The 22,326-nt window shown below is 61.0% G+C and carries 18 protein-coding genes and 1 tRNA gene; 12 read left to right on the plus strand and 7 right to left on the minus strand.

The window, feature by feature from the left end:
• Window positions 1-24: 24 nt before the first annotated feature.
• Both ACIOTL_RS10650 and ACIOTL_RS10655 read left to right on the plus strand, forming a co-directional pair.
• Complete coding sequence (locus ACIOTL_RS10650; RefSeq protein ID WP_208294212.1) at window positions 25-426, plus strand: DUF3499 domain-containing protein; 402 nt, start codon at window positions 25-27, stop codon at window positions 424-426.
• A 284-nt stretch (window positions 427-710) separates the two neighbouring features.
• Entirely contained in the window at window positions 711-2,177 is a 1,467-nt protein-coding gene (locus ACIOTL_RS10655) for a TIGR01906 family membrane protein (protein ID WP_400342568.1), read from the plus strand.
• 72 nt (window positions 2,178-2,249) lie between these two features.
• Here the strand turns inward: ACIOTL_RS10655 and ACIOTL_RS10660 are convergent, their stop codons facing one another.
• Window positions 2,250-4,091, minus strand: a complete 1,842-nt coding sequence (locus ACIOTL_RS10660) for an AMP-dependent synthetase/ligase (protein WP_400342570.1) — start codon at window positions 4,089-4,091, stop codon at window positions 2,250-2,252.
• 78 nt (window positions 4,092-4,169) lie between these two features.
• Window positions 4,170-5,780: a phospholipid carrier-dependent glycosyltransferase gene (locus ACIOTL_RS10665; RefSeq protein WP_332488484.1), complete on the minus strand. Its 1,611-nt coding sequence runs from the start codon at window positions 5,778-5,780 to the stop codon at window positions 4,170-4,172.
• 68 nt (window positions 5,781-5,848) lie between these two features.
• Between ACIOTL_RS10665 and rsmI the strand changes: the two genes are divergently transcribed.
• Both rsmI and ACIOTL_RS10675 read left to right on the plus strand, forming a co-directional pair.
• A complete protein-coding gene (gene rsmI, locus ACIOTL_RS10670; RefSeq protein WP_400290151.1) occupies window positions 5,849-6,709 on the plus strand; it encodes a 16S rRNA (cytidine(1402)-2'-O)-methyltransferase in 861 nt (286 codons plus the stop codon).
• A 138-nt stretch (window positions 6,710-6,847) separates the two neighbouring features.
• Window positions 6,848-8,335 (plus strand): NAD-dependent succinate-semialdehyde dehydrogenase, encoded by a 1,488-nt coding sequence (locus tag ACIOTL_RS10675; protein ID WP_105657476.1) that lies wholly within the window; start codon window positions 6,848-6,850, stop codon window positions 8,333-8,335.
• Window positions 8,336-8,402: 67 nt separating this feature from the next.
• Here the strand turns inward: ACIOTL_RS10675 and ACIOTL_RS10680 are convergent, their stop codons facing one another.
• The 3 genes from ACIOTL_RS10680 to ACIOTL_RS10690 all read right to left on the minus strand — a co-directional run bounded on the left by ACIOTL_RS10680 (window position 8,403) and on the right by ACIOTL_RS10690 (window position 13,117).
• Window positions 8,403-10,748 carry a transglutaminaseTgpA domain-containing protein gene (locus tag ACIOTL_RS10680; RefSeq protein WP_400342572.1) on the minus strand — a complete coding sequence of 782 codons (2,346 nt, stop codon included), beginning with the start codon at window positions 10,746-10,748 and terminating at the stop codon, window positions 8,403-8,405.
• Between the two features lie 80 nt (window positions 10,749-10,828).
• Window positions 10,829-12,145 (minus strand): DUF58 domain-containing protein, encoded by a 1,317-nt coding sequence (locus ACIOTL_RS10685; protein ID WP_400342574.1) that lies wholly within the window; start codon window positions 12,143-12,145, stop codon window positions 10,829-10,831.
• Window positions 12,146-12,154: 9 nt separating this feature from the next.
• Window positions 12,155-13,117, minus strand: coding sequence for a MoxR family ATPase (locus ACIOTL_RS10690; protein WP_105657479.1), 963 nt, complete (start codon window positions 13,115-13,117; stop codon window positions 12,155-12,157).
• 209 nt (window positions 13,118-13,326) lie between these two features.
• On the opposite strand from ACIOTL_RS10690, the gene ACIOTL_RS10695 reads away from it, so the two are divergent.
• The 7 genes from ACIOTL_RS10695 to ACIOTL_RS10725 all read left to right on the plus strand — a co-directional run bounded on the left by ACIOTL_RS10695 (window position 13,327) and on the right by ACIOTL_RS10725 (window position 19,881).
• A complete protein-coding gene (locus tag ACIOTL_RS10695) occupies window positions 13,327-14,283 on the plus strand; it encodes a TatD family hydrolase (protein ID WP_400342576.1) in 957 nt (318 codons plus the stop codon).
• Window positions 14,284-14,541: 258 nt separating this feature from the next.
• Window positions 14,542-15,708 carry a transglycosylase family protein gene (locus tag ACIOTL_RS10700; protein ID WP_400342578.1) on the plus strand — a complete coding sequence of 389 codons (1,167 nt, stop codon included), beginning with the start codon at window positions 14,542-14,544 and terminating at the stop codon, window positions 15,706-15,708.
• Window positions 15,709-15,808: 100 nt separating this feature from the next.
• Window positions 15,809-16,693: a 16S rRNA (adenine(1518)-N(6)/adenine(1519)-N(6))-dimethyltransferase RsmA gene (gene rsmA, locus ACIOTL_RS10705; RefSeq protein ID WP_105657482.1), complete on the plus strand. Its 885-nt coding sequence runs from the start codon at window positions 15,809-15,811 to the stop codon at window positions 16,691-16,693.
• Between the two features lie 2 nt (window positions 16,694-16,695).
• Window positions 16,696-17,628, plus strand: a complete 933-nt coding sequence (locus ACIOTL_RS10710) for a 4-(cytidine 5'-diphospho)-2-C-methyl-D-erythritol kinase (protein ID WP_400342580.1) — start codon at window positions 16,696-16,698, stop codon at window positions 17,626-17,628.
• A 154-nt stretch (window positions 17,629-17,782) separates the two neighbouring features.
• Window positions 17,783-19,153: an NAD(P)/FAD-dependent oxidoreductase gene (locus ACIOTL_RS10715; RefSeq protein WP_400342581.1), complete on the plus strand. Its 1,371-nt coding sequence runs from the start codon at window positions 17,783-17,785 to the stop codon at window positions 19,151-19,153.
• A gap of 31 nt (window positions 19,154-19,184) precedes the next feature.
• Complete coding sequence (locus ACIOTL_RS10720) at window positions 19,185-19,364, plus strand: hypothetical protein (RefSeq protein ID WP_332727321.1); 180 nt, start codon at window positions 19,185-19,187, stop codon at window positions 19,362-19,364.
• Between the two features lie 16 nt (window positions 19,365-19,380).
• A complete protein-coding gene (locus tag ACIOTL_RS10725; RefSeq protein ID WP_400342583.1) occupies window positions 19,381-19,881 on the plus strand; it encodes a GNAT family N-acetyltransferase in 501 nt (166 codons plus the stop codon).
• Here the strand turns inward: ACIOTL_RS10725 and ACIOTL_RS10730 are convergent.
• A complete protein-coding gene (locus ACIOTL_RS10730) occupies window positions 19,868-20,146 on the minus strand; it encodes an antibiotic biosynthesis monooxygenase (protein ID WP_332503802.1) in 279 nt (92 codons plus the stop codon). The genes ACIOTL_RS10725 and ACIOTL_RS10730 overlap by 14 nt on opposite strands.
• 110 nt (window positions 20,147-20,256) lie before the next feature.
• The gene (locus tag ACIOTL_RS10735) at window positions 20,257-22,047 is read right to left on the minus strand and encodes an ABC-F family ATP-binding cassette domain-containing protein (RefSeq protein WP_105661906.1); all 1,791 of its coding nucleotides are present in this window, start codon (window positions 22,045-22,047) and stop codon (window positions 20,257-20,259) included.
• Window positions 22,048-22,244: 197 nt separating this feature from the next.
• Between ACIOTL_RS10735 and ACIOTL_RS10740 the strand changes: the two genes are divergently transcribed.
• A tRNA-Gln gene (locus ACIOTL_RS10740) sits at window positions 22,245-22,319 on the plus strand.
• The last annotated feature ends 7 nt before the right edge of the window (window positions 22,320-22,326 follow it).

A 22,326-nucleotide genomic window follows, 5' to 3' on the forward strand; every position in this document is an offset into this window, starting at 1 on the left:
GGATGTGCTGACCAGCCGAGTAGAATGGCAAACGTGGAAGGTCTTCGTCTTTGTTCTCGCCCAGCCTGCCGTGAAACGGCCCGCGCTACTCTTACCTACGTATACGCAGATTCAACTGCTGTTCTTGGGCCTTTGGCGACGTACCCGGAACCGCACTGCTATGACCTGTGCGCCCGCCATGCGAACCGTCTGACAGTTCCCAGCGGGTGGAGCCTGATCCGTGGCGCCATCCCAGATGTGCTTGAACCAGAAGATGAGCTGAACGCGTTGGTGAATGCCGTCCGCGATCGAGAACCAAAGGTTCGCGAACCTCGCCACGCATCGGATTCGCCCATTGATTCGGTCCGTCCTCGCGATATCCGTGCACAGCGCTTTGACACTCGCGTCCGCTTGGCTGTGCTCCCAGCTGGCGACGAAGAAGCCTAGACCTTCTTCTCGAAGAATTCTTGAACCTGCATCGGCACTTCGGCGGCATCTGCAGCACCTCTTTGTGTCCTAGCTGAAATCCAATTTTGGTGTGGTAATCCGTCAGATGACTCGCCTCGCTGGATATGCTAAAGGCGCGTGCGCCGTACTCGGCCCGTAAAGCAACCCCAAAACAGCACACCATCGCGCGAATTGCAGGAGGACTCCTCATGGCTGAGGCGGCGAAAAACCCCACTGGAGGGCAAGGAACTACGGGCCAGCCGGCACCGGCTGCCACTGGCAACATGCCAAGCCCACAGACCAGCCTGAGCCAAAAAGCTGAAGAGCTTACTGCGCGCCTGGAAAAGCACAAGAACCAGGCCCAGGCAAACGCCGCTGCCCAAAAGGAAGAAGCCCGCAAAGAGGCCATCCGCCGCGCGATGTCCGGCAAAACCGACGCCGAGACCAAGAACCCAACTGCAGCTCCTGCAGCCAAGGCGCAGCCTGCCCCCGTGAAGCCAGCGGCAGACAAGCCTGCCGCGACCCCTGCGGCCAAGCCAGCTGAGGCCAAGCCTGCTGCGGCCAAAGCCCCGGCAACCAAGCAGCCGGTCAAGCCAGCGCCCGTCAAGCCCGCGGCGTCCAAGCAGGCAGCCGTCAAGCCCGCGGCGTCCAAGCAGGCAGCCGCCAAGCCAGTTGCGGCCAAACCTGCGGCCGCGAAGCCTGCCGCCAAGGCGCCCGCTGCGAAGCCGGCCGCTAAAGAGCCAGTAGAAGATGTCATTCGCGCCATCAAGCTGCCGCACGAAATCGAAGCGGAGAAGCAGGTGCAAAGCGAAGCCGCCGCCGGTGCCGGGAAGTCCGCTGAGCCGCAGGCCAGCGAGAAGGCAACCACCGTGCAAAGCGTGCCACCGGTGTCTGCTGCTCCGAAGACCGGATCCCTGCCAACAACAAAGGCTGCCGTTGCCCAGGCGCGCAACCGCGTCTTTGGCAGCTACGCGCCAGAACCGGAACCTTCCGAAGCGGCCGTGAAGCGCCGGGTTGCGCGCGAACGGGCGCTGAACTCGAAGCCGGCCCTGGGCCGTACTGCCCAGGTGATCGTGGCTCTGGTCTTCCCGCTGCTGACCTTGATCGCTGGCATCCGTTTGGTCGCGACGCCGGCTTTCCTGGCTCTGTCCTACGGCCGCCCTGGATTCCCGAGCGATTCCTTTGGTTTCACCGATTCTGAACGCCTGACCTACGGCAGCTACGGTGTGGATTACCTGAACAACTTTGCCGGCCCCGAATACTTGGCCGGCTTGAAGCTTTCCACCGGTTCAAGCATGTTCACCGAAGGGGAGGTCCAGCACATGGTGGACGTGAAGAACCTCATCGGGTTCGCCTATATCCTCGGAGCTGTTCTAGCGGTCATCTTGATCATCGGTGTTTGGTACCTCGCCAAGCGCTATGCAGGCGGCGTACGGCGTGCATTGTTCTCGGGAGCGATCTTGGCCTTGGCGGGCATTGCTGCGCTGGCCGTCTCCGCGATTGTGGGATGGGACAATTTCTTCACCCAGTTCCATGCCCTCTTCTTCTCCGACGGCACCTGGACCTTCAACGTCAGCGATACGCTGATCCGCCTGTACCCAGAGCAGTACTGGCTCGATAGCGCCATCGGCATCGCCGTGCTGGTGCTGGCCACGATCGTCGCTGTGTTGATCAGTTGCTGGCCAACCGGCCGCCGCCGTGAGGCGGCCCGGCTGCGCCAGGAGGCCCGTGCGTTCGGCATTGGCAACTAGCTGGCACAAGGCTTAAAGCACTGGGGGAGCAGTTCATGGTGAACTGCTCCCCATTGCTTTACCCAGTGGGAATTACTGGCGGTAGAGGGCTTCCACGCGGCCTTCGAATTCTTCGAGAACGCTCTGGCGCTTGAGTTTCAACGAGTTGGTCAGGTGCCCGGAAGCTTCGGTGAATTCCTCTTCCAGGACCACGAATTTGCGAATGGACTCAGCCTTGGAAACGGTCAAGTTAGCGGTATCCACGTAGCTCTGGATTTCGGCGATCACTGCTGGGTTGATCGCCGCCTCAGCCAGGGTCATGGCTTCAAGCCCCTTGGCCTTGGCCCACAGCACCAGTTCTTCGGGATCCAGGGTCATCATGGCCGTAATGAATGGGCGCTGTTCGCCAGCCAGTACGCACTGGGAGACGATGCGTCCGGCGCGGACCATCTCTTCCAACGGGCCAGGGGAGACGTTCTTGCCGCCGGCGGTGACGATCAGTTCCTTCTTGCGGCCAGTGACCTGGAGGAATCCTCCATCATCCAGGACACCGGTATCACCAGTCTTGAAATAGCCGTCTTCATCGAAGACTTCAGCCGTGGCGGCAGGATTGTTGTGATAGCTCGCGAAAACCCCAATGCCCTTGACCAGGATTTCACCGTCATCGGCGATCCTGATGGAGGTGCCGGGAAGCGGACGACCCACGGTGCCCACGCGGATTCGTGATGCTTGATTCACGGTGGCTGGGGCGGTGGTTTCGGTCAGGCCGTAGCCTTCGAGCAGTTCAATGCCAGCGCCGCGGAAGAAATGCGCCAAGTCCGGGTTCAATGCACTGGCTCCGGAAATCGCGTAACCGCAGTGGCCGCCAAAGACGGCCTGCAACTTCGGGTAGAGGACCTTGCTGAACAAGGCGTGGCGGGCACGCAGGCCCAAGGGCATGCGAGTCTTGAGGCCACGCGCACGCGCGTCACGGATCTTGGAAACCTCGATGGCTGCCTGTTCTGCCTTGAGGAACAGCTCGGCCTTGCCGCCACGTTCGGCCGTGGCCAAAGCGGTGGTGCGAATTTTCTCGAAGACGCGCGGCACGGCCAGCAGGAAGCCGGGCTTGACCGCGGACATGTCCTCGACCAGATTGGCCATGGAACTGGAATGCGCAATCACCGATCCGCCGTGGATGCAGGTCTGCTGGACGGCACGAGCCAATACGTGGGCCAGCGGGAGGAACATCAGCGTTCGGCGCTCTTCACCGAGCACTTCGAGCATATGGCCGGCCAGATTATGCGCCACCATGGCAAAGTTCGAGTGGGTCATGTTGCAGCCCTTGGGGCGCCCGGTGGTACCCGAGGTGTAGACCATCGTGGCCACGTCCTGGAGGGTCATGGAAGCACGGCGGGATTGGACCAGCTGCTCATCGACTTGGTTGGCAGGAACCATCAGCTGATGCAGGCCAGCGGAGGGAATAAGCGTCTTGTCCGCCGTGTCGGAGCCTTCAAAGATGTGTGTGCGAACCGGTTCGCCCAGCTGAGCCGCCGCCTGGCGGACGTTGGCGCGCAGCTCGTGGTTTTCGGCGAAAACCACGCGCGCACCGGAGTCGCGCAGGATCCATTCGATCTGGAAGGCGCTGGAAGTTTCGTAGATGGGGACCGTCACGCCTCCGGCGAACCACACCGCTTCCTCTGCCAAAGCCCATTCATAGCGGGTACGGGAAATAATGGCGACCTTGTCACCGGGCTGCAGCCCATCATTGATCAGCGCCATTGCCAGGCGCTTGACATCAATGAGGAAATCACCGGCACTGAGATCATGCCAGGTGCCGTCGCGCTGCACGCTGAACAGTGGTCGTTGCGCCCCACGTGCTACGCGATCAAGGAGTAGGCTCGTCGTGTTTACTTCTGGTGCTAGATCAGTGAGTAGCTCGACGGTTACTTCTTGCATTGAAGAATTGTCCTTTGGGATTCGATGGTCGTCTTAGTGGCCTATTTCATGGAAACAGGTGGCCAAGCCACGGGCAGCCTAGCCCCAGCTGGGGAGCCACACGTGCAAGCGCCAGTAGTCATCCGCGATCATTTCCCCACTCCATATCGGCCAGAAAAAGGCCGACGTGACTAGGAATAGCGCCATGAATATGGTGAGTACGATGATGCGTGATCGGTGCGCGGCACTGGAATTAGGGTCGCGTGGAATGAACCTGCCAATCATATACGTCAACGCGAGCACCATGAACGGAACCAGTGGCAGGGTGTAGAAGAAGAACATTGTGCGTTCTGGGTACATCAGCCACGGCAGGAACCCGGCCGCCACCGATGAGAGGACCGCTCCGGCGCGCCAATCACGGGCGCCAATCCACCACAGAATCAGCAAGAACATGCTGATGGTGCAGGCCCACCACATCAACGGGTTAGGCAGGTCGGTAATGACCTCGGTGCAACGCTCCAGCCCGCAGCCGTTGGCTCCCTTGTCGTAGCCTTCGAAGTAGAACAGCACTGGACGTCCGGCGAAGGGCCACGTCCACGGCGAGGATTGCCAGCCATGCTCGGAGTCGAGCCCGGTATGGAATTCGTAGCCAGCCTGGTGATAGTGCCACAAGGAACGCAACGGCGAGGGCAGCCAGCTAATGCCTTCGCCGGGATTCTCCTCGGCCCAATGGCGGTATCGGCCGCCCTGGGTGATCAGCCATCCGGTCCACGTGGACAAATAGGTCAGCAGCACCAGCGGCAGCATGGTGAAGAAGGAATAGATTCCGTCGCGGATGAATGCCGCCGACTGCCACTTGTGAACTCCTGCGGTGCGCCGCGCACCAAAGTCCCAAAGCACCGCCATGAGGCAGAATACAGCTACGAAGGACAGCGCCGACCATTTAATGCCAACTGCGCCACCGAGCATGATCGCTGCGATCAGCCGCCATGGGCGCCACCAGAGCATGGGGCCATGAACGAGCAAGAAGTCATCTGGCCGGTTACCCTCGGGTACTGAAAGCTTCCGGGCAAGCACGGTTCTGCCGTGTATCCGGTCTTTGAGCAGGGCATAAAACGCGGCAAGCACAAAGAACATCAAGAAGATGTCCAGCAACGCGGTGCGCGACATGACTATGGAATGGCCGTCGATGGCCATGAGCAAGCCGGCGATGCCGGCAAGGACGTGGGAACCAAAGAGCAAGCGGGCGCACAGGGTGACTAGCAGGACCGAGAGGGTGCCGACCAGCGCTGTGGAAAAACGCCAGCCGAAGCCATTGAAATCACCGAAGAGGAGCATGCCCACACCGATCATCCACTTGCCCAGCGGCGGATGGACGACAAAGGAAGATTCAGCTTCCAGCTGCGGGTCGCCTGCGATGAACTTCCCATCGCTGTCGTCAGCCCATTCGCGCTCGTATCCGCTTTGCAGCATCGCGAAAGCGTCCTTGACGTAATAGGTTTCATCAAAGATCAGCAGGTGCGGGTGCGCCAGGTTGACGAAGCGCAAGAGGCCGGCAATGAGTGTCACGACCAGCGGAATGATCCACATCAGCGGGCCGCTGGGAGCCACCACAGGCAGGAGCCGCTGTTTCAGGCTCTCGAAAGTGAAGGCCTGTCGCGCCGAGCGTACGTGGCCGGAGTCCGGAGTGTCTAAAACCGAGGTGCCCATCACCAATTCATGCTACCGGTGGAAAGTCCAGAAAGTGGGCTTTTCCTGCGTCGCGTAGGCTTAAGAATGTGCAGAACTCAGATAATGAGGGCGTAATCGTCCTGGGAGCCACCCCGATTGGCAATTTGTCCGACGCCTCCCCGCGTCTGCGGGAGATTATGGCCAGTGCCGATATCATCGCCGCGGAGGACACCAGAAACTTCCACCACCTGGCCCATGCCCTGGGCATTAAAATCACTGCGAGGGTGATGAGCCTGCATGAGCACAACGAGGCTCACAAGCTCTCGGAGGTGATTGACCTGGCCGCCGAGGGCGCGACTGTGCTGGTGGTTTCCGATGCAGGAATGCCGGCGGTTTCGGACCCCGGCTACCCATTGGTGGCCGCTGCCTTGAGTGCTGGCATCCGTGTCACCGCGGTACCGGGCCCTTCTGCGGTGCTCACCGCGCTGGCCCTGTCCGGATTGCCCACTGGCCGTTTCACCTTTGAAGGCTTCCTGCCGCGCAAGGCGGGGGAACGCCGCAAGCGCCTGGATTCCTTGCTCGCCGAAGATCGCACCATGGTGTTCTTCGAGGCTCCTCACCGGCTGAGCGACTTCCTGGATGCCGCTATCGAAGCATTTGGCCAAGACCGCCAGGCCGCCGTAGCCCGCGAGCTGACCAAGAAGTTTGAAGAGGTCCGTCGAGATTCACTGGCAAATCTGCGCGCATGGGCAGAAGATGGCGTACGCGGAGAAATTGTTGTGGTGGTCCACGGAGCCCCGGAAGCCGAGGCCGCATCCATCGAGGATTTGCTTCCCAAGGTTGCAGCCCTCGTGAAGGAAGGCATGCGCATGAAGCAGGCCGTGGCCGAAGTGGCCGAAAAATTCGGCGTGAAGAAACGCGAGCTTTATGAAGCTGTTCTGGCAGCACGTCACGAAGCGGGAAAATAGCCGAAGTCGCATAGGCTAAATGCACAATGAATGCTCGCGTTTATCGTGCAGACGGCAATTTACAGCCACCACCTGCCAGGAATAGCGTAGACATCAAAGACGATTAGTTTTCATTATTTTCTATCAGGAGATGCTCGTATGTCGATTACTGCCCAGCGCGAAGCGGAACTGCTTGCCAAGGTGCCAACCGGCCTATTGATTAATGGCGAATGGAGGGATGCCTCCGACGGTGGCACCTTCGACGTGCTCGACCCGGCTACCGGCGAGAAGCTGCTGACACTGGCCAGTGCTACGAGCGAAGACGCAATGGCTGCACTGGATGCAGCTGACGCAGTCCAAGCCGAATGGGCACTGACCGCACCACGCGAACGCGCGGAGATCCTGCGCCGTGCTTTCGACCTTGTCACCGAGCGCAAGGATGACTTTGCGCTGCTGATGAGCCTGGAAATGGGCAAACCACTGGCTGAGGCCTATGGCGAAGTAACCTATGGCGCCGAATTCCTGCGCTGGTTCTCCGAAGAAGCCGTACGCCACTACGGCCGCTACCTCACCACCCCCGAGGGCAAGAACAAGGTCCTGGTCCAGCACAAGCCGGTTGGCCCATGCCTGCTGATCACCCCATGGAACTTCCCGCTGGCCATGGCTACCCGCAAGGTCGGCCCGGCAGTAGCGGCAGGCTGCACCATGGTGCTCAAGCCAGCCAAGCTGACCCCGCTGACTTCCCAGCTTTTCGCAGCCACGATGATGGAAGCAGGCCTTCCAGCTGGCGTGCTGAACGTGGTCTCCGGCGCTTCGGCCTCGAAGATCTCCGGCCCGCTGATGCAAGATGACCGCCTGCGCAAGGTTTCCTTCACCGGCTCGACCCCGGTGGGCAAGCAGCTGATGAAGGACGCTGCAGACAAGGTCCTGCGCACCTCGATGGAGTTGGGTGGCAACGCACCATTCATCGTCTTCGAGGATGCCGATCTGGATGCTGCTGTCGAGGGCGCCATGGCAGCCAAGATGCGCAACATGGGCGAAGCCTGCACCGCTGCTAACCGCTTCCTGGTCCATGAGGACGTTGCCGAGGAATTCACCGCCAAGTTCGCTGCAGCGATGAAGGCCCTGAAGCCAGGACGCGGCACCGAAGCCGACACCACGGTAGGCCCGCTGGTCGAGGAAAAGGCCCGCGACGAAGTCCACTCGCTGGTTGAAGCCGCCGTCGCCGCCGGCGCGACTGCCATCACCGGCGGCGCGCCAGTTGACGGCCCGGGCTACTTCTACCAGCCAACCGTGCTGGCCAATGTCGCCAACGACGCCAAGATCCTGAGCCAGGAAATCTTCGGCCCAGTGGCACCAGTGACCACGTTCAAGGATGAGGCCCAGGCTATCAAGCTGGCCAACTCCACCGAATACGGTTTGGCTTCCTACATCTACTCGCAGGACTTCAACCGCATGTTCCGTGTTTCGGAGCAGATCGAATTCGGCCTGGTTGGATTCAACGCTGGCGTGATCTCCAACGCCGCGGCACCATTCGGTGGCGTGAAGCAGTCGGGCCTGGGCCGCGAAGGCGGCGCCGAAGGCCTGGAGGAATACACCACCGTGCAGTACATCGGCATTGCCGATCCTTACGCAGCCAAGAAGTAGATTCTCCAGCTCGCGCCAAGGCCCGACCGGATTCTTCCGGTCGGGCCTTGGCCGGTTAAACCGATGGCTACATGTCGATTCGCGTGGATTCTTCCGAGCGCGAATGACGCGGGTGCACCGAAGCAGGGAACAAGAATGCCCTGATTCGTTGGATAAAGGACAGCTCGCCGCGCAAATTGCCCTGGATCGCGTGCAAGGCGTCAAGCAGCGGAGCGGCATCATCAGCGCTGGGATGCCTGTTGGCGTAGAAGCTCTCTTGGATGACAGTTTTCAGGGACTGCAAATCCTTGGCGACTTGGGGATGGTCTTCGCCCAGCCGGGTAGTGTAGTCACCGGCCGACTCGTGGCTGCCGGCCGGCCCCCGGTAATCGGCCCCAATAGCCTGCAGCTCGGCCAGCAGAGCTGGAGCGGCATCAGCGCCGCCACGGCGCACGCGTCCTAGCCGCTCCTCACGCAGGCGATGGCGCCGCCACGGAGCAAGACCCAGTGCGAGGAAGGCCAGCAACAAGACCGCTGGCAACAGCCACACTGCCTTTGCGCCCTGGGTCCCAGAATCTGCGGACGGTGCCGGCGCAGAAGGCGCGGCGCTGGCCGGCAGGCTCGGGTTGCCGCGCTCGGTGGGCACTTGGGGTGCAGTGCTTTCTTGCGGGTTCGACGTAGGAGTTGGTTCCGGCGCGTAACTTGGCGAGTAGCCCCGACCCGGTGTGGGCTCGAACGGAATCCAACCCAGCCCGTTCAAATACAATTCTGGCCACGCGTGGGACTGTTTCCCGCTGACGGTATATCCGGTGAGCTCGGTACCTTCTTCCAGGCGCCGTTCCAGCATGCTCTGGGCGGTGTCCCCGGTGATTTCGAGAGTGTCTCCGCTGGCTTCACCGGGTGCATACCCCACGGCAATGCGCGAAGGGATTCCGGCTTCACGAGCCAGCAGGGCCATCGCCGAGGCGAAGTGCACGCAATACCCCTGGCGCCGGGCCAGGAATGCTTCAACAACTCGACGATTGGCCCCGTCGTAGCCTTCGCGCAGCGGGGTGCGTTCGGAGTACACGAAATTCCCGGAACGGAAGAAATGCTGCAAAGCCACGGCGGTATCAATGTCGTTGGCAGGCTTCCCCTTCTTGCCGAAAACCTCATCGAGGGTTTGCTGCAGCAACGGTTCCAATCCGTTGTCAGGATCCTGCGGAAGACGCAGGTATTCCTCGGGCAGCTGGTCGCTGGCATCGACTCCCATGTGCCCGACGTTGCGGACCATTTGCGTGCTGATGGCCAAATCCGCGTAGGCCACTGAAATGTCGTTGGTCGATGCCATGGCGTCGCCAGTGAGCCTAGCCACCGAGGTCTCGTAGGTCCAGTTCCAATCCCCGACGATGCCCTGCACGAAATAGGATTGGTTGGGCAAAGGGAGGACCGGACTGCTGATGCCATCAGGCCAAGTCATTCGCAAGACTTCGTCGGTGCTGTTGAACGTGCTGAAATTCGTTGACACCGCGGAGGTGCCATCAAGCGTGTGCTGCATGGAGCTTTCGCTTGGTTCCCAGCGGTCTGAGGAAAGATCCTTGATCACCTGAGTGCGCAGGTAAGGCGCTTCTTCAGCCGTTGTGTAGTAGTCCAGGATGGGAACACCGCTGTTCGAGCGGAGGTCTCTTCCGAGGTTGATCAGCGGATCGACATTGCTGGCCAGCAGATCACCCGAAGGACGTTGCCCCTCGGAGAACATGCCGCTGCGGAAACCAGGCATCCAGATGCTGGCCGCCAAGAGGGCACCGACACAGGCCATCACGCTGACACCCAGAATTCCCAGCGTCCTGGGCGCAGGAAGCATCACTTGGGAATGCTTGGAAGATGCAGGGGCAAAGAGATACGGAATCAGCGCAATATAGCCGAGCACTGCCGACAACAGCAGCGCGAGATAGCCAATTCCGGCGCCTTCCTGCTTGAACAGCGACGCGATGATCGGTGCCAGAGACAAGGGAATGATGATCAGCATGGCCATGCGCCGCGAGCTGGCCAGCATTTCCACGATCAGGCTGATTGCCAAAGTGAAGCACAATACGCTGAAAGCCACAGAGCGGGAATTGGCTACCGGCGGCACCTGGGTAGCTAGCTGGATTCCCGCTTCACCAAGCACATTCCAGACCCATTGGGCGAGAGGCAAACCGTAGATGTTGCTTTCCCGGGCATCGCTGAGCGCAATGGATGCCACGGCGACGATTGCCGCAGCAGGAACAGCACTCCAGCGCAAGCGGCGGACTGCGCGCAGCAGACCGGCGCACAGGTGCACGGCGAAGACCGGGAGGACCAAGGCCGGGAACCAGCTGGAGCCTTCAATGACCCCGGACAGCGAGGCGGCACCCGCTAATACAGCGACTGCCAGGCAGCAGGCAGCAACAACCCGCACGAGCAGAAGCCGCATCGCGGGAGCCGAGCCACCGCTCGGGTCCGGATTTTCAGGAGTCGGGGCTAGAGTGCTTGCCCCAGCACGGCCAGCGCTCATCATCCCCACATCTCGTCTATCGCCATATCGCCGGGAAGAATATGCACTTTCCAGCTGGTGCGAGCCAATTCAAGTTGTATCTGCCCATAGCGTTCAGGGTGGCTGACCAGCAGGAAAACCTCGACATTGCGCACGGTGCGCGAGAGCGTAGCCAGCCAAGCTGCCTGCGGCGCAGTGAGCTCTCCGAGGATCATGATGACCGGTTCTTCGCGGAACACCAAGAGCTCCTTGCGCAGGGTATTGCCCAGAATCTCGGAACCGTTGGCTTCAACTGTTCCGTTGGCCAAGGCCAGGTCCGAAGTTGCGGCATGGAAGTCTTCAAAACTGTTCAGCGCGCCGAGCTCGGAGACGCTTTGCGGGTCTCGTTGCGCCAACGAGGCCCCGGTGAGGTCCCGGAAGGCGAGCTGGTAGCCGCTAGTGGCATATCTCAGGCCGATGCTGCTGGCCAACGACAACGCATTTTCAAAGCGGCGGCTGCTGGTGAGTGCTTCGGCGTGAGCCTGCGGCAACGAGATCCTCAGATCCGATCCGCTGTGATTCCAATGCTCGAAGGAAGTGTCCAGGGCCAGAAGCGCTTGCGCGGTTGCCACGTGGTTTTCCTGGCGGACCATGAGCTTTCCGTGCCGGGCGCTGGCTTTCCAGTGCACCTGGCGGACGGAGTCGCCTTGCTGGTAGTCGCGCGTCGCGACATCGTAGTAGTCGGTGGTGGTGCTCCTGGAGAATTTCGCATCGCCAGTGAGCGTTCGTTCGCCGAGCGGGGCGAAACGATCCAACCGGTGCAATTGGGAACGCACGGGGATCTGCAGGCTCGCTCCGGTGCGCACCATTCCCTGTATCAGCCCCAGGGGGTCCACGACTATTTGCTGGGCTGGTCCCACAAGGTGGATCCCGCGTGTGCGGAACACCAATTCGTATTCGATGGAACCCGGGGCCTGGAATCGTGGGCCGGGCCCGAAATCCTCCGGCAATTGTTCCTGGATGATGGAACGCTCAGCACACGACAAGCGGAACTTGCTGACCTCGCCAACGCTGGGAACCGCCGAGAGCAGCTCCCGGTGGATAATCGTGCGTCCGCGCAGGCGCAAGACCAAACCCCAGTTCGCCAAAGCCAACGCCACCAGGGCCAGGCCCAAAGCCATCATTTCGTGCCGGCCCAGGAGATATGCCACGAACACCAGCAGGCCGCCAGCTCCGGCAGTGCACCAACCGCGCACGGTGAACAGGTCAAGGTGCCAACGCCGCAGGACTGTCGCCGAATTTTCGGTGCGCGTCCAGGAGAGGGCATCGCGCGAATCGTAGCGGGGAATCTTCTCCATGGCTGCCCGTTAGCTCACGGGGGTGCTGGCAACAAGCTCTTGGATCACGGCGCTGGCATCCAAGCCGTCCGCAACCGCTCGCCGGGTCAGGATCAACCGGTGGTTCAGCACCATCTGGGCCACGCTGCGAACGTCTTCTGGCAAGACGTGGTCGCGTCCATGAATCGCGGCATGGGCTTTGGCCGCGCGAACCCACTGAATCAGTGCGCGAGGCGAGGCCCCCAGCGCCACCTGCGGGTGCTCGCGTGTGGCTCGGCCCAGATCCACTACGTAGGCGCCTAGCCGTTCGGTGACCGTCACCGCTTTAACCTGCTCAATCATGTATCCCAGATCAGCCAGCTGCACCACGGCTTGCAGTGCTTCCAATGGGTCGAACTGGTGCCGGCCGGTGAGCATGGTGATTTCGGCATCGCGTTGTGGGTAACCCAGCGAAAGCCGTGCCATGAATCGGTCACGCTGCGCCTCGGGCAGGGCGAATGTGCCCTCGGATTCCACCGGGTTCTGCGTGGCCACAACCATGAAAGGCTGCTCCAGCCGATGGGTGATCGAATCGACGGTGACTTGCTTTTCTTCCATGCATTCCAGCAATGCCGACTGGGTCTTGGCATTCGCGCGATTGATTTCATCGGCGATGACGATATTGGCGAAGACCGGTCCGGGATGGAAAGTGAATTCGTGAGTCTGCGGGGAGTAAACCGAGACACCGGTGACGTCACTGGGCAAAAGGTCCGGGGTGAACTGGATGCGGTGCACCGAACCATTGACGCTGCGCGCCAATGACTTGGCCAGCATGGTTTTACCGACCCCGGGAACGTCTTCCACCAGCAGGTGGCCCTGTGCCAGCAGGACCGTCAATGCGCTAGTCACCGCCTCCGGCTTTCCGGTGATGACGCTCTGGACAGCATCGAAAATGCGCTGGCAATTGGACTGGAATGCCGAATCAAGCGACGGCACTGTTCGGTTTGCACTCATGCGCGGTTCCTCCTGAAGAACGAATCGTTGGCAAGATCGATCGCCGCGGCATTCATTCAATTGGGTCTTGCATCACATCATATGGGGATCTTTTGTCCAGCAACAGAGCCTAACTACCGGGAGCTGAGCACCTGATTGTTGTTGCTACCCCTAGTGGTGCCACAATTAACCACAGATTCGATCCCAGTATTCACGCGCAAAGGATAACCGTGTCCAAGAAGAAGCACACTGATCCCACCCTGGTTCCCGAGGCCTACCGCCCGACGGAGCAAGCCGCTGCAGCAGAGCAGGGGGAGCGGTCGCGTGCTTCTGGCAATGAAAAGGGCGGAAGCCAGCGCAATTTGCAGTACCCGGAAGCGCCAGAAGCGCTTCCAGTGCCAGTGGTCGATAACCATACGCATCTGGATTTCCTTGACGGAACTGTGAAGGTCACGGCTGCCGATGCCCTGGCGGCGGCGGCAGCTGTTGGCGTGAAAGGGCTGATCCAGGTCGGCTGCGACGTGGAGTCATCGGAATACGCGGTCCAGGTAGCTAACGAGTACTCGAATATCCTGGCCGCGGTAGCCATTCACCCCAACGATGCCGCGCGTCTGGCTGAACGCGGGGAGCTGGAAGGAGCGATCGCGCGGATCGAAGAACTTGCCGCGGATCCGCGGGTGCGTGCAATTGGCGAAACCGGGTTGGACTACTTCCGTACCGGTGAAGACGGACGGGGCGCCCAGGAGCATTCCTTCCGGGAGCATCTGCGCATTGCGGTGGAGCAGGGCAAGGCCCTGCAGATCCACGATCGGGATGCCCATGAGGACGTGGTTCGCGTGCTCAAGGACGCGCCATTGCCGGGGAAGGTGGTCTTCCATTGCTTCTCTGGGGACGCGGCATTAGCCCGAATCTGCAACGACAACGGCTGGTACATGTCGTTCTCCGGAACTGTGACATTCAAGAATTCGCATGATCTTCGCGAGGCCTTGGCGCTGGCGGATCCAGAACTGCTTCTGGTGGAAACCGACGCACCGTTCTTGACGCCGCACCCCTTCCGGGGCCGCCCGAACGCCAGCTACATGATTCCGTACACGACTAGGTTCTTGGCGGAAAGCAAGGGGATCGATCTGGCCGAATTCTGCACCCGGATCGATGCGAATACGCGAGAAGTGTACGGAGAATTCTAGACCCGGAGGTTGTGTGTCTCGTTACAGGATACTTGCCACAAATATAACAATTCGGTTACGGTGGATGAGATGTCCGGTACCGCCCCCGCCTATTTTCGGCACGGTGTGTTCAGGACAGCCTGATCCTCACGCCTTGCTGCAAGTGGAAACACGGCGCAACTTTGACTGAAGGACAGGCAGCGAACACTGCCGGGCCCAACCGGAGATCCTGACAGGATTTCCGCAGTTGGGTCTACAAACGATGGGGACCTCATTACCGTGACTCACTTGCTCAAGAAGACCTGGGTGAAATACCTGGCTCAGGCGCTCGCCGTAGCCGTGGTTATTGCCGGTGCTGTTTTCTATATTTCTGGCCAGAAATCGGTCGTCATGTCGGTGGACGGCCAGCGTCAGGAAATCACCACCCGTGCTGCCACCGTTGGCGCACTGCTGGAACAGCAGGACGTTGCCTTGGCTGAGCGCGACGAGATCTCCGCAGCACTGGATTCCGAGCTTGCCGACCAGCAGCTTGTTGATATCAAGCGCAACAAGTCGATCGAAGTAACTGTTGATGGCACCGAGCGCGTTGTGCACACTACCGGCATGACCGTTGCCGACGTGGTCGAACAGCTCGACCTGGACAAGGGTTCCGAGGTTTCCCTCGATGAGGACATGCAGCTTGCAGCCTTGAGCGATGAATTGGATGTCATCACGCCCAAGGAAATGACCCTGGTCGTCAAGGACAAGAAGAAGAAAATCGCAACGACTGCCTTGACCGTCAAGCAATTGCTTGCCGACGAGAAGATCAAGGTCGACGGCAACGACGAAATCAACGTCAAGATCAAGGACGAAACCGACAAGGACGTCAAGGACAGCGTCAAGCTGGCCGCGGGCACCACTGTCGAGGTGATCGACGTTACGGTCAAGACCTGGGACGAAACGCGCGACATCGACTTCGAGACCAAGAAGGTCAAGGACAGCTCGCTGGATAAGGGCGACACAGAGGTCAAGACCGAAGGCAAGAAGGGCGAGCGTGAGCTGACCCTGCGCCAGGAAACCCGCAACGGCAAGAAGGGCGAGGAAGAAGTCCTCAAGTCCAAGGTCACCAAGAAGCCCGTTGCCGAGGAAATCCGTGTCGGCACCAAGGAAGAGAAGAAGGAAACTTCAACTTCCAAGAACACTCCAACCCCGGGCAGCATCTCCTCGACCTGGGCTGCCCTGGCCAAGTGCGAATCCGGTGGCAACTGGTCGATCAACACCGGCAACGGCTACTACGGCGGACTGCAGTTCTCTGCATCGTCGTGGCGCAATGTGGGTGGCACCAAGTACGCACCGCTGCCGCACCAGGCAACTCCGCAGGAGCAGATCGCTGCAGCTGAAGTGCTGCGTCGATCAGGTGGCTGGGGCCACTGGCCATCGTGCTCGTCCAAGCTGGGCCTGCGCTAAAAGCAAAAGCCGAATAACAACGCGACGCGTCCACCATCACGGTGGATGCGTCGCGTTGTTATGTTTGGATCAATCTAGCTGAACTAGAATTGGATTTGTGATGTCTAAGGAATCTTTGCCGCTGCTTGGGGCCACCGAAATCCGTCGTCTGGCCGAAGAGCTGGGAATCCGCCCTACCAAGACGCTGGGGCAGAACTTTGTGATCGATGGGAACACCATCCGCCGCATTGTCGCCGCCGCCAAAGTCGACCCATCCGAAACAGTGCTGGAAGTAGGCCCGGGCCTAGGATCCCTGACCCTGGGCATCATGGATGCCGCCGCCAAGGTCGTGGCCGTGGAGATCGATCCACCCCTGGCAAAGCGACTGCCGCAGACCATGGCCGAGTTCCGCCCTGGCCGAGAAGACGATCTGACCGTGATCCTTTCCGACGCCATGAAGGTCACCGAACTTCCCGGCGAGCCAACCTCGCTGGTCGCCAACCTTCCCTATAACGTTGCCGTCCCGGTGGTGCTGCACCTGCTGGAGCACTTCCCGTCCATCCGCAATGGCTTGGTCATGGTGCAGGACGAAGTTGCCGACCGGATGGCCGCCACCCCGGGCAATAAGATCTATGGCGTCCCATCGGTGAAGGGCGCCTGGTACGGAACCATGCGCAAGGCTGGCGTGATCGGCATGAACGTCTTCTGGCCAGCTCCGAAGATCCACTCCGGCCTGGTGGGGTTCACCCGCGACAAGGACCGCAGCGATGCCCCGGATCGCAAGGAAGTCTTCGCCATCATCGATGCAGCCTTCGCCCAGCGCCGCAAGACGCTGCGTGCTGCCCTCTCCGGCTGGGCAGGCTCCGGTGCTCGTGCAGAACAGATCCTGGTTGCAGCAGGCATTGATCCGAAGGAACGCGGCGAGAAGCTGGATATTGACCAGTACATCGACATTGCCCGTGCCGCACAGGATATTCCGGCTGAAGCTCCAGCTAGCGAGGCATGAGCATGTCTAAGCAGCGTGTCATCGCGACCGCACCGGGCAAAATCAACTGCTACTTCAAGGTCGGTCCTCCTCGCGAAGACGGATACCACGAAGTGGCGAGCCTCTACGTTGCGGTTTCCCTGGCCGAGCAGATTGAAGCGACGCTGCGCACCGACGGGGAATTGCAGCTGAGCCTGGAACCGAATTCCCCTGTGGTCTCCGAACCGGAAAGCTTTCCGCTGGGTGCAGGCAATCTGGTGCACCAGGCAGCCCAGCTGCTTCGCGAGCACACGGGCTGCAGCCTCGGAGCGAACCTGCACATCACCAAGCGCGTCCCGATCGCCGGCGGAATGGGTGGAGGCTCTGCAGACGCGGCGGCCACCCTGGTAGCCTGCAACGAATTGTGGGGAACCGGGCTGGACCGGGAAGAACTCGGCCGCTTGGGCGCACGCCTCGGTGCTGACGTGCCTTTCGCCTTGATGGGCGGGGCCGCCATCGGCCTGGGCATCGGCGACAAGCTTGCCCCGTTGCTGACTCGTGCCAAGACCCATTGGGTGCTGATCCCGGCCAGCTTTGGCCTGTCGACCCCGCGAGTCTATGGCATGCTCGATCGCTTGCGTTCCGGCACGGAGATCGAAGTCCCGCAGGAAATCGATCCAGCGGTCATCGAAGCGCTGATGGCTTCGGACGCGCCAGCGTTGGCCCAGGCACTGGCCAATGACCTGACCCAGGCTTCCTTGGCCCTTGCCCCGGAACTAGGCACCATGCGCGATATGGCAGAAGGCGCCGGTGCCCTGCGAGCCATGGTTTCCGGTTCGGGGCCGACCTTGGCTCTGCTGGTCGAAGATGCCGAGCATGCTGAAGAGGTCATGGCCCAGCTGGGCGATGAGGTGGGCGTCGCTACCATCCCGGTGACCGCTCCAGCGGCCGGAGCGCACATTACCGTTTCCGAATAATTTTTCCGGAAGTCCCTGTCTGGCCTTGGGCCGGGCAGGGATTTCTTGCATCATTTTCCGCCACCCCTCTTGTTGCGCCCTGGGCCCGGCCCTAGGCTGAATCCCAAAGCAATTATTGAGAGCCATTCATTTTGGATCTGGGGCGGAATACAACATGCTCAATGGACACGTTTCGCACTGGTGGGAAGACATCGGCCTGCCAGAGCCACGCCAGCAATTACGCGGTCAGGGCACCGCAGATGTCGCCATCATCGGTGCCGGGTTCACCGGACTGTGGACCGCCTATTACCTGGCCAAGGCCAACACGGATCTTCGCATCACGATCCTCGAAGCCCGGCACGTGGGCTACGGCGCCTCGGGGCGCAACGGGGGATGGCTGACCAACACCATCACCGCTGGCCGCGAACGCTACCTGAAATCCCATGGCAGGCAAGCAGTCAATGACTTCCAGCTGGCCATGAACCGGACCGTCGCCGAGGTCATCGAGGTGTGCGCTGCCGAGGGGATCGATGCAGATATCCTGCAGGGCGGCGAACTCGAAGTTGCCTACACCCCTGCCCAGGAAAAGCGCTTGCGCGCCGATGCCATGGCCGACGCGCAATGGGAACACACGCAGACCGAATTGCTGGAAGCCGAGGCAGCGCAAGGCAAGATCAACGTCGCCAATGCCCGGGCCGGGCTGTGGCATCCGCACGCGGCCAGAATCCATCCTGCAAAATTGGTACGCGGACTCGCCGAAGCCGTGGAGCGGCTCGGCGTACGGATCTATGAAAACACCCGCGCCACCACACTGCGCGCACGCCGCATCGAATTCGACGGTGGGTCATTGGACGCCGAGTACATCATCCGTGCCACCGAAGGGTTTACTGCCGGGCTAGCAGGACACAAGCGCTTGTGGCTCCCGATGAATTCGTCCTTGATTGCCACCGAACCGCTAGCTCCATCCATCTGGGACGAACTGGCATGGAACAACGGCGAGGTGCTGGGGGACTACGCCCACGTCTACATGTATGCCCAGCGCACCGCGGATAACCGCATTGCCATTGGAGGCCGGGGAGTGCCGTATAAATATGGTTCGCGCACGGATGCCGATGGCCAGACGCCGCAAAGCACCGTGGAGGGACTGCAGGAAATCCTGCACCGCATGTTCCCGCAGACCCGGAATTCGAGAATCGATCATGCCTGGTCCGGGGTACTGGGAGTGCCGCGGGACTGGGCCGCTACCGTCGGGCTGGACCCGGCGACCGGACTGGGGTGGGCCGGCGGCTATGTCGGCACCGGGGTCGGCGCAGCGAACCTGGCCGGACGAACCTTGCGCGACTTGATCCTCGGGGAAAGCACTGAATTGGCCAATCTGCCGTGGGTCAATCACCAGGTGCGCAAATGGGAGCCGGAACCACTGCGCTGGCTGGCAACCAAGGGGCTCTATGCAGCCTATGGTGCCGCAGATCGAAGCGAACTGAAGGGACGGGGGAGTTCCTCGCCGCTGGCCGTGCTGGCCGATAGGATCACCGGAAAGCCTTGAGCGCTGGCACACTGGGGCATAGGCTGTGGCCATGGGACTTGATAAACGTGGAATCTATGTGTGCGCACTAGCACTTGTGCTCATTATTTCTGGCGTCTTGATGATCACGCTGATGCAGGCCGGAATTCTTGGCTGGGCACTGCAAGCGGCCGGAATCATCGTCATGGCCTTCTCGGTGGGTGCGGCGCGTGCGCCCAGGGCCCGTGCCTGAGGTGCGCGAGGAGCCCATGGGCGCCTGCAGCTTGTCGGCACGCGGCCAGAACTACCTGCTGCGCGAAGCACGGGCTACGGATCTTGCCCAGATCATTGCCTTGATGGCAGATGATGAGATCCGTCCTGCAGAGCATGCGGACGCTGGGGACGCCGGGGAACAGTATCTGGAGGTTTTCAACGAGATTCACGCAGACCCAGCGCATACGCTGATCGTGGTGGAGGGCAATGACGGAGCCATTGCCGGCACGATGCAGCTGACCATGTTGCCGGGTCTTGCGCGCAGGGGAGCGAAGCGGATGCAGATCGAGGCAGTGCGCGTGGCCAGCGCGTTGCGCGGCGGGGGCCTGGGAACGGAAATGATCCGCTGGGCCATTTCCGAAGCCGAAAGCAAGAGAATTCCGCTGGTCCAGCTGACAAGCGACGCGCAACGCCAGGACGCGCACCGCTTTTACGAGGGGCTAGGATTTACCGCGTCGCATGTGGGCTTCAAAATGCACCTGGCTATAAGCCCTTGATCTTGTAGATTCGTTGCAATCCGGAGGTAGCCTGGCCCCATTCGCTCTTCGCGGCCCGCTGCTGGTGGGCCTGGAAAGCGGCACTGTCTTCGAATTCCTCGTGCACCAGCCAGACCCAGGGATCGCCGGTTTGCGTGACAGAGAAAGAAATGCAGCCGTTTTCCGCCTTGGTGAGGCGTATATGCTCTGGCAGCAATTTCTCCACCAATTCAGCCTCAGCCGCGTCCGCGCACAGCAACCGGCCCTCCATGATCACAATTCCCATGTTCGCCAGTCTGCCACGATCTTTGGCGGATGGGGCAAAAACTAGTGGATCAGCGAAGGGCTCGGAAACCGAAAGTTTCCGAGCCCTTCGCCTGCGTCAAGGCAGAAGCGCTATCCGAGCAGCTCGGACAGTTCCAGCCAGCGCTCTTCCAACTCGTCGATCTGCGATTGGTACTCGTTGATCTCAGCGGTGAATTTGCCCAGCCCTTCATAGTCGCTCTGGTCATGATCGGCCATCTTGGCGTGGACCTTAGCGATCTTTTCCTCTAGCTGGCCGACCTTGCGTTCATTGGCATTCAGTTCCTTCTGCGCGGCACGCAGCTCTGCGCCCGAAGGGCCAGCAGGCTTGGCGGCAGTTTCGGAAGAAGCCTGCGAAGGATTGGACCCGCCAGTGGAACCTTCGGCAGCTCGCAGCAACAGGTACTCGTCCACGCCGCCGGGCACGTGGCGGAAGTTGCCGTTCAGGATCGCGTACTGCTGGTCGGTGACGCGTTCGAGCAGGTAGCGGTCGTGGGAGACCACGATCAAGGTGCCGGGCCAGGAATCCAGCAGGTCTTCCAGGGCCGCCAGCATGTCGGTATCGACATCATTGGTGGGCTCATCGAGGATCATCACGTTGGGCTCATCCATCAGGATCATCAGCAGCTGTAAGCGGCGGCGCTGGCCGCCGGAGAGTTCAGCAACCTTGGTCGACAGGTGTGCCGAGGAGAAGCCCAGGCGCTCCAGCAGCTGGGCCGGGGTCAGGTCCTTGCCATCCACATTGAACGTGGTGCGGTAGCGGGCGAGGATTTCGCGGACCTTGTCCTGGCCGATCTGCTCCAGTTCGCGGAACTGCTGGTCCAGCACGGCCAGCTTCACGGTCTGGCCGCGCTTGATCTTGCCGCCAGTTGGCTCCACGGTCCCGGCGATCAGGCCCAGCAAGGTGGATTTGCCGGCACCGTTGGCACCGAGCAGGCCGGTGCGTTCGCCCGGGCCGATGCGCCAGGTGAAGGGCTTGAGTACTTGCTTGGCGCCGAAGGAGACCTCCGTGTCCAGCAGGTCGATGACGTCCTTGCCCAGCCGGCTGGTGGCCATCTTCTGCAACTCCAGCGGGTTGCGTGCCGGCGGGACATCGGCGATCAGCTGGTTGGCTGCCTCAATGCGGAACTTCGGCTTGGAGGTACGGGCCGGGGCGCCGCGGCGCAGCCAGGCCAGTTCCTTCTTCATCATGTTCTGGCGCTTGTTTTCGGTGACCGCGGCGATGCGGTCGCGTTCCACGCGCTGCAGCACGTAGGCGGCGTAACCGCCCTCGAAGGGCTCGACCAGGCGGTCGTGCACTTCCCAGGTGGTGGTGCAGACCGCGTCGAGGAACCAGCGGTCGTGGGTGACGACCATCAGGCCGCCGGCGTTCTTGGACCAGCGGTTATTGATGTGCTCGGCGAGCCAGGAGATGCCTTCGACATCCAGGTGGTTGGTCGGTTCGTCCAGGATGACGACGTCCCAGTCCTGCACCAGCAGCGCGGCCAGAGCCACGCGGCGGCGCTGGCCGCCGGAGAGGGTGCTGACCTTCGCTTCCCAGTCCAGGTCGGCGACCAGCCCGGAGATGATGTCGCGGATGCGCGCTTCGCCGGCCCACTCGTGGTCGTCCATCTCGCCCACCACGCAGAAGTGCACGGTCGCTTCGGGATCCAGGGTGTCCGACTGGTCCAGCACGCCCACGCGCAGGCCGTTGCGCTTGGTAACACGCCCGGAGTTGGGCTCGATCCTGTCAGAGAGCATGCCGAGCAGCGAGGACTTGCCTTCGCCGTTGCGACCCACCAGGCCGATGCGGTCGCCATCGGAAATGCCGATGGTTACCGAGTCGAAAACGACATGGGTGGGATATTCCAGATGTAGGGCTTCGCCCCCGAGTAAATGAGCCACAATTTCCATTTTACGTTCCGGGAGCAAATCGAGGCCCTGGCAGGACCATCTGAGCGTGTGCCGTGCCAGGGGGCTTGGGCAGTTTAAAGCAGAGAATAAAAGTGAGTTTAGCTACGGTGTTTTGCGATTTCGCACATCGGGCTGATCATGGCAGAATAATTAGCGTGCTTGTCGGGCATGACCTGCGCAAGCCATTTTCCGCCCTGGTGTAATGGCAACACGCCAGCCTTTGGAGCTGTGCATTCTAGGTTCGAATCCTAGGGGCGGAACCAATGATGA

Source organism: Glutamicibacter sp. NPDC087673, assembly GCF_044743255.1.
Taxonomy (GTDB): Bacteria; Actinomycetota; Actinomycetes; order Actinomycetales; family Micrococcaceae; genus Glutamicibacter.

Coding starts and splice junctions, on each gene's coding strand:
- ACIOTL_RS10650 (WP_208294212.1), top strand. CDS start 25: ATGGCAAACGTGGAAGGTCTTCGTCTTTGTTCTCGCCCAGCCTGCCGT.
- ACIOTL_RS10655 (WP_400342568.1), top strand. CDS start 711: ATGCCAAGCCCACAGACCAGCCTGAGCCAAAAAGCTGAAGAGCTTACT.
- ACIOTL_RS10660 (WP_400342570.1), bottom strand. CDS start 4,091: ATGCAAGAAGTAACCGTCGAGCTACTCACTGATCTAGCACCAGAAGTA.
- ACIOTL_RS10665 (WP_332488484.1), bottom strand. CDS start 5,780: ATGGGCACCTCGGTTTTAGACACTCCGGACTCCGGCCACGTACGCTCG.
- ACIOTL_RS10675 (WP_105657476.1), top strand. CDS start 6,848: ATGTCGATTACTGCCCAGCGCGAAGCGGAACTGCTTGCCAAGGTGCCA.
- ACIOTL_RS10680 (WP_400342572.1), bottom strand. CDS start 10,748: ATGCGGCTTCTGCTCGTGCGGGTTGTTGCTGCCTGCTGCCTGGCAGTC.
- ACIOTL_RS10685 (WP_400342574.1), bottom strand. CDS start 12,145: ATGGAGAAGATTCCCCGCTACGATTCGCGCGATGCCCTCTCCTGGACG.
- ACIOTL_RS10690 (WP_105657479.1), bottom strand. CDS start 13,117: ATGAGTGCAAACCGAACAGTGCCGTCGCTTGATTCGGCATTCCAGTCC.
- rsmA (WP_105657482.1), top strand. CDS start 15,809: ATGTCTAAGGAATCTTTGCCGCTGCTTGGGGCCACCGAAATCCGTCGT.
- ACIOTL_RS10710 (WP_400342580.1), top strand. CDS start 16,696: ATGTCTAAGCAGCGTGTCATCGCGACCGCACCGGGCAAAATCAACTGC.
- ACIOTL_RS10715 (WP_400342581.1), top strand. CDS start 17,783: ATGCTCAATGGACACGTTTCGCACTGGTGGGAAGACATCGGCCTGCCA.
- ACIOTL_RS10720 (WP_332727321.1), top strand. CDS start 19,185: ATGGGACTTGATAAACGTGGAATCTATGTGTGCGCACTAGCACTTGTG.
- ACIOTL_RS10725 (WP_400342583.1), top strand. CDS start 19,381: ATGGGCGCCTGCAGCTTGTCGGCACGCGGCCAGAACTACCTGCTGCGC.
- ACIOTL_RS10730 (WP_332503802.1), bottom strand. CDS start 20,146: ATGGGAATTGTGATCATGGAGGGCCGGTTGCTGTGCGCGGACGCGGCT.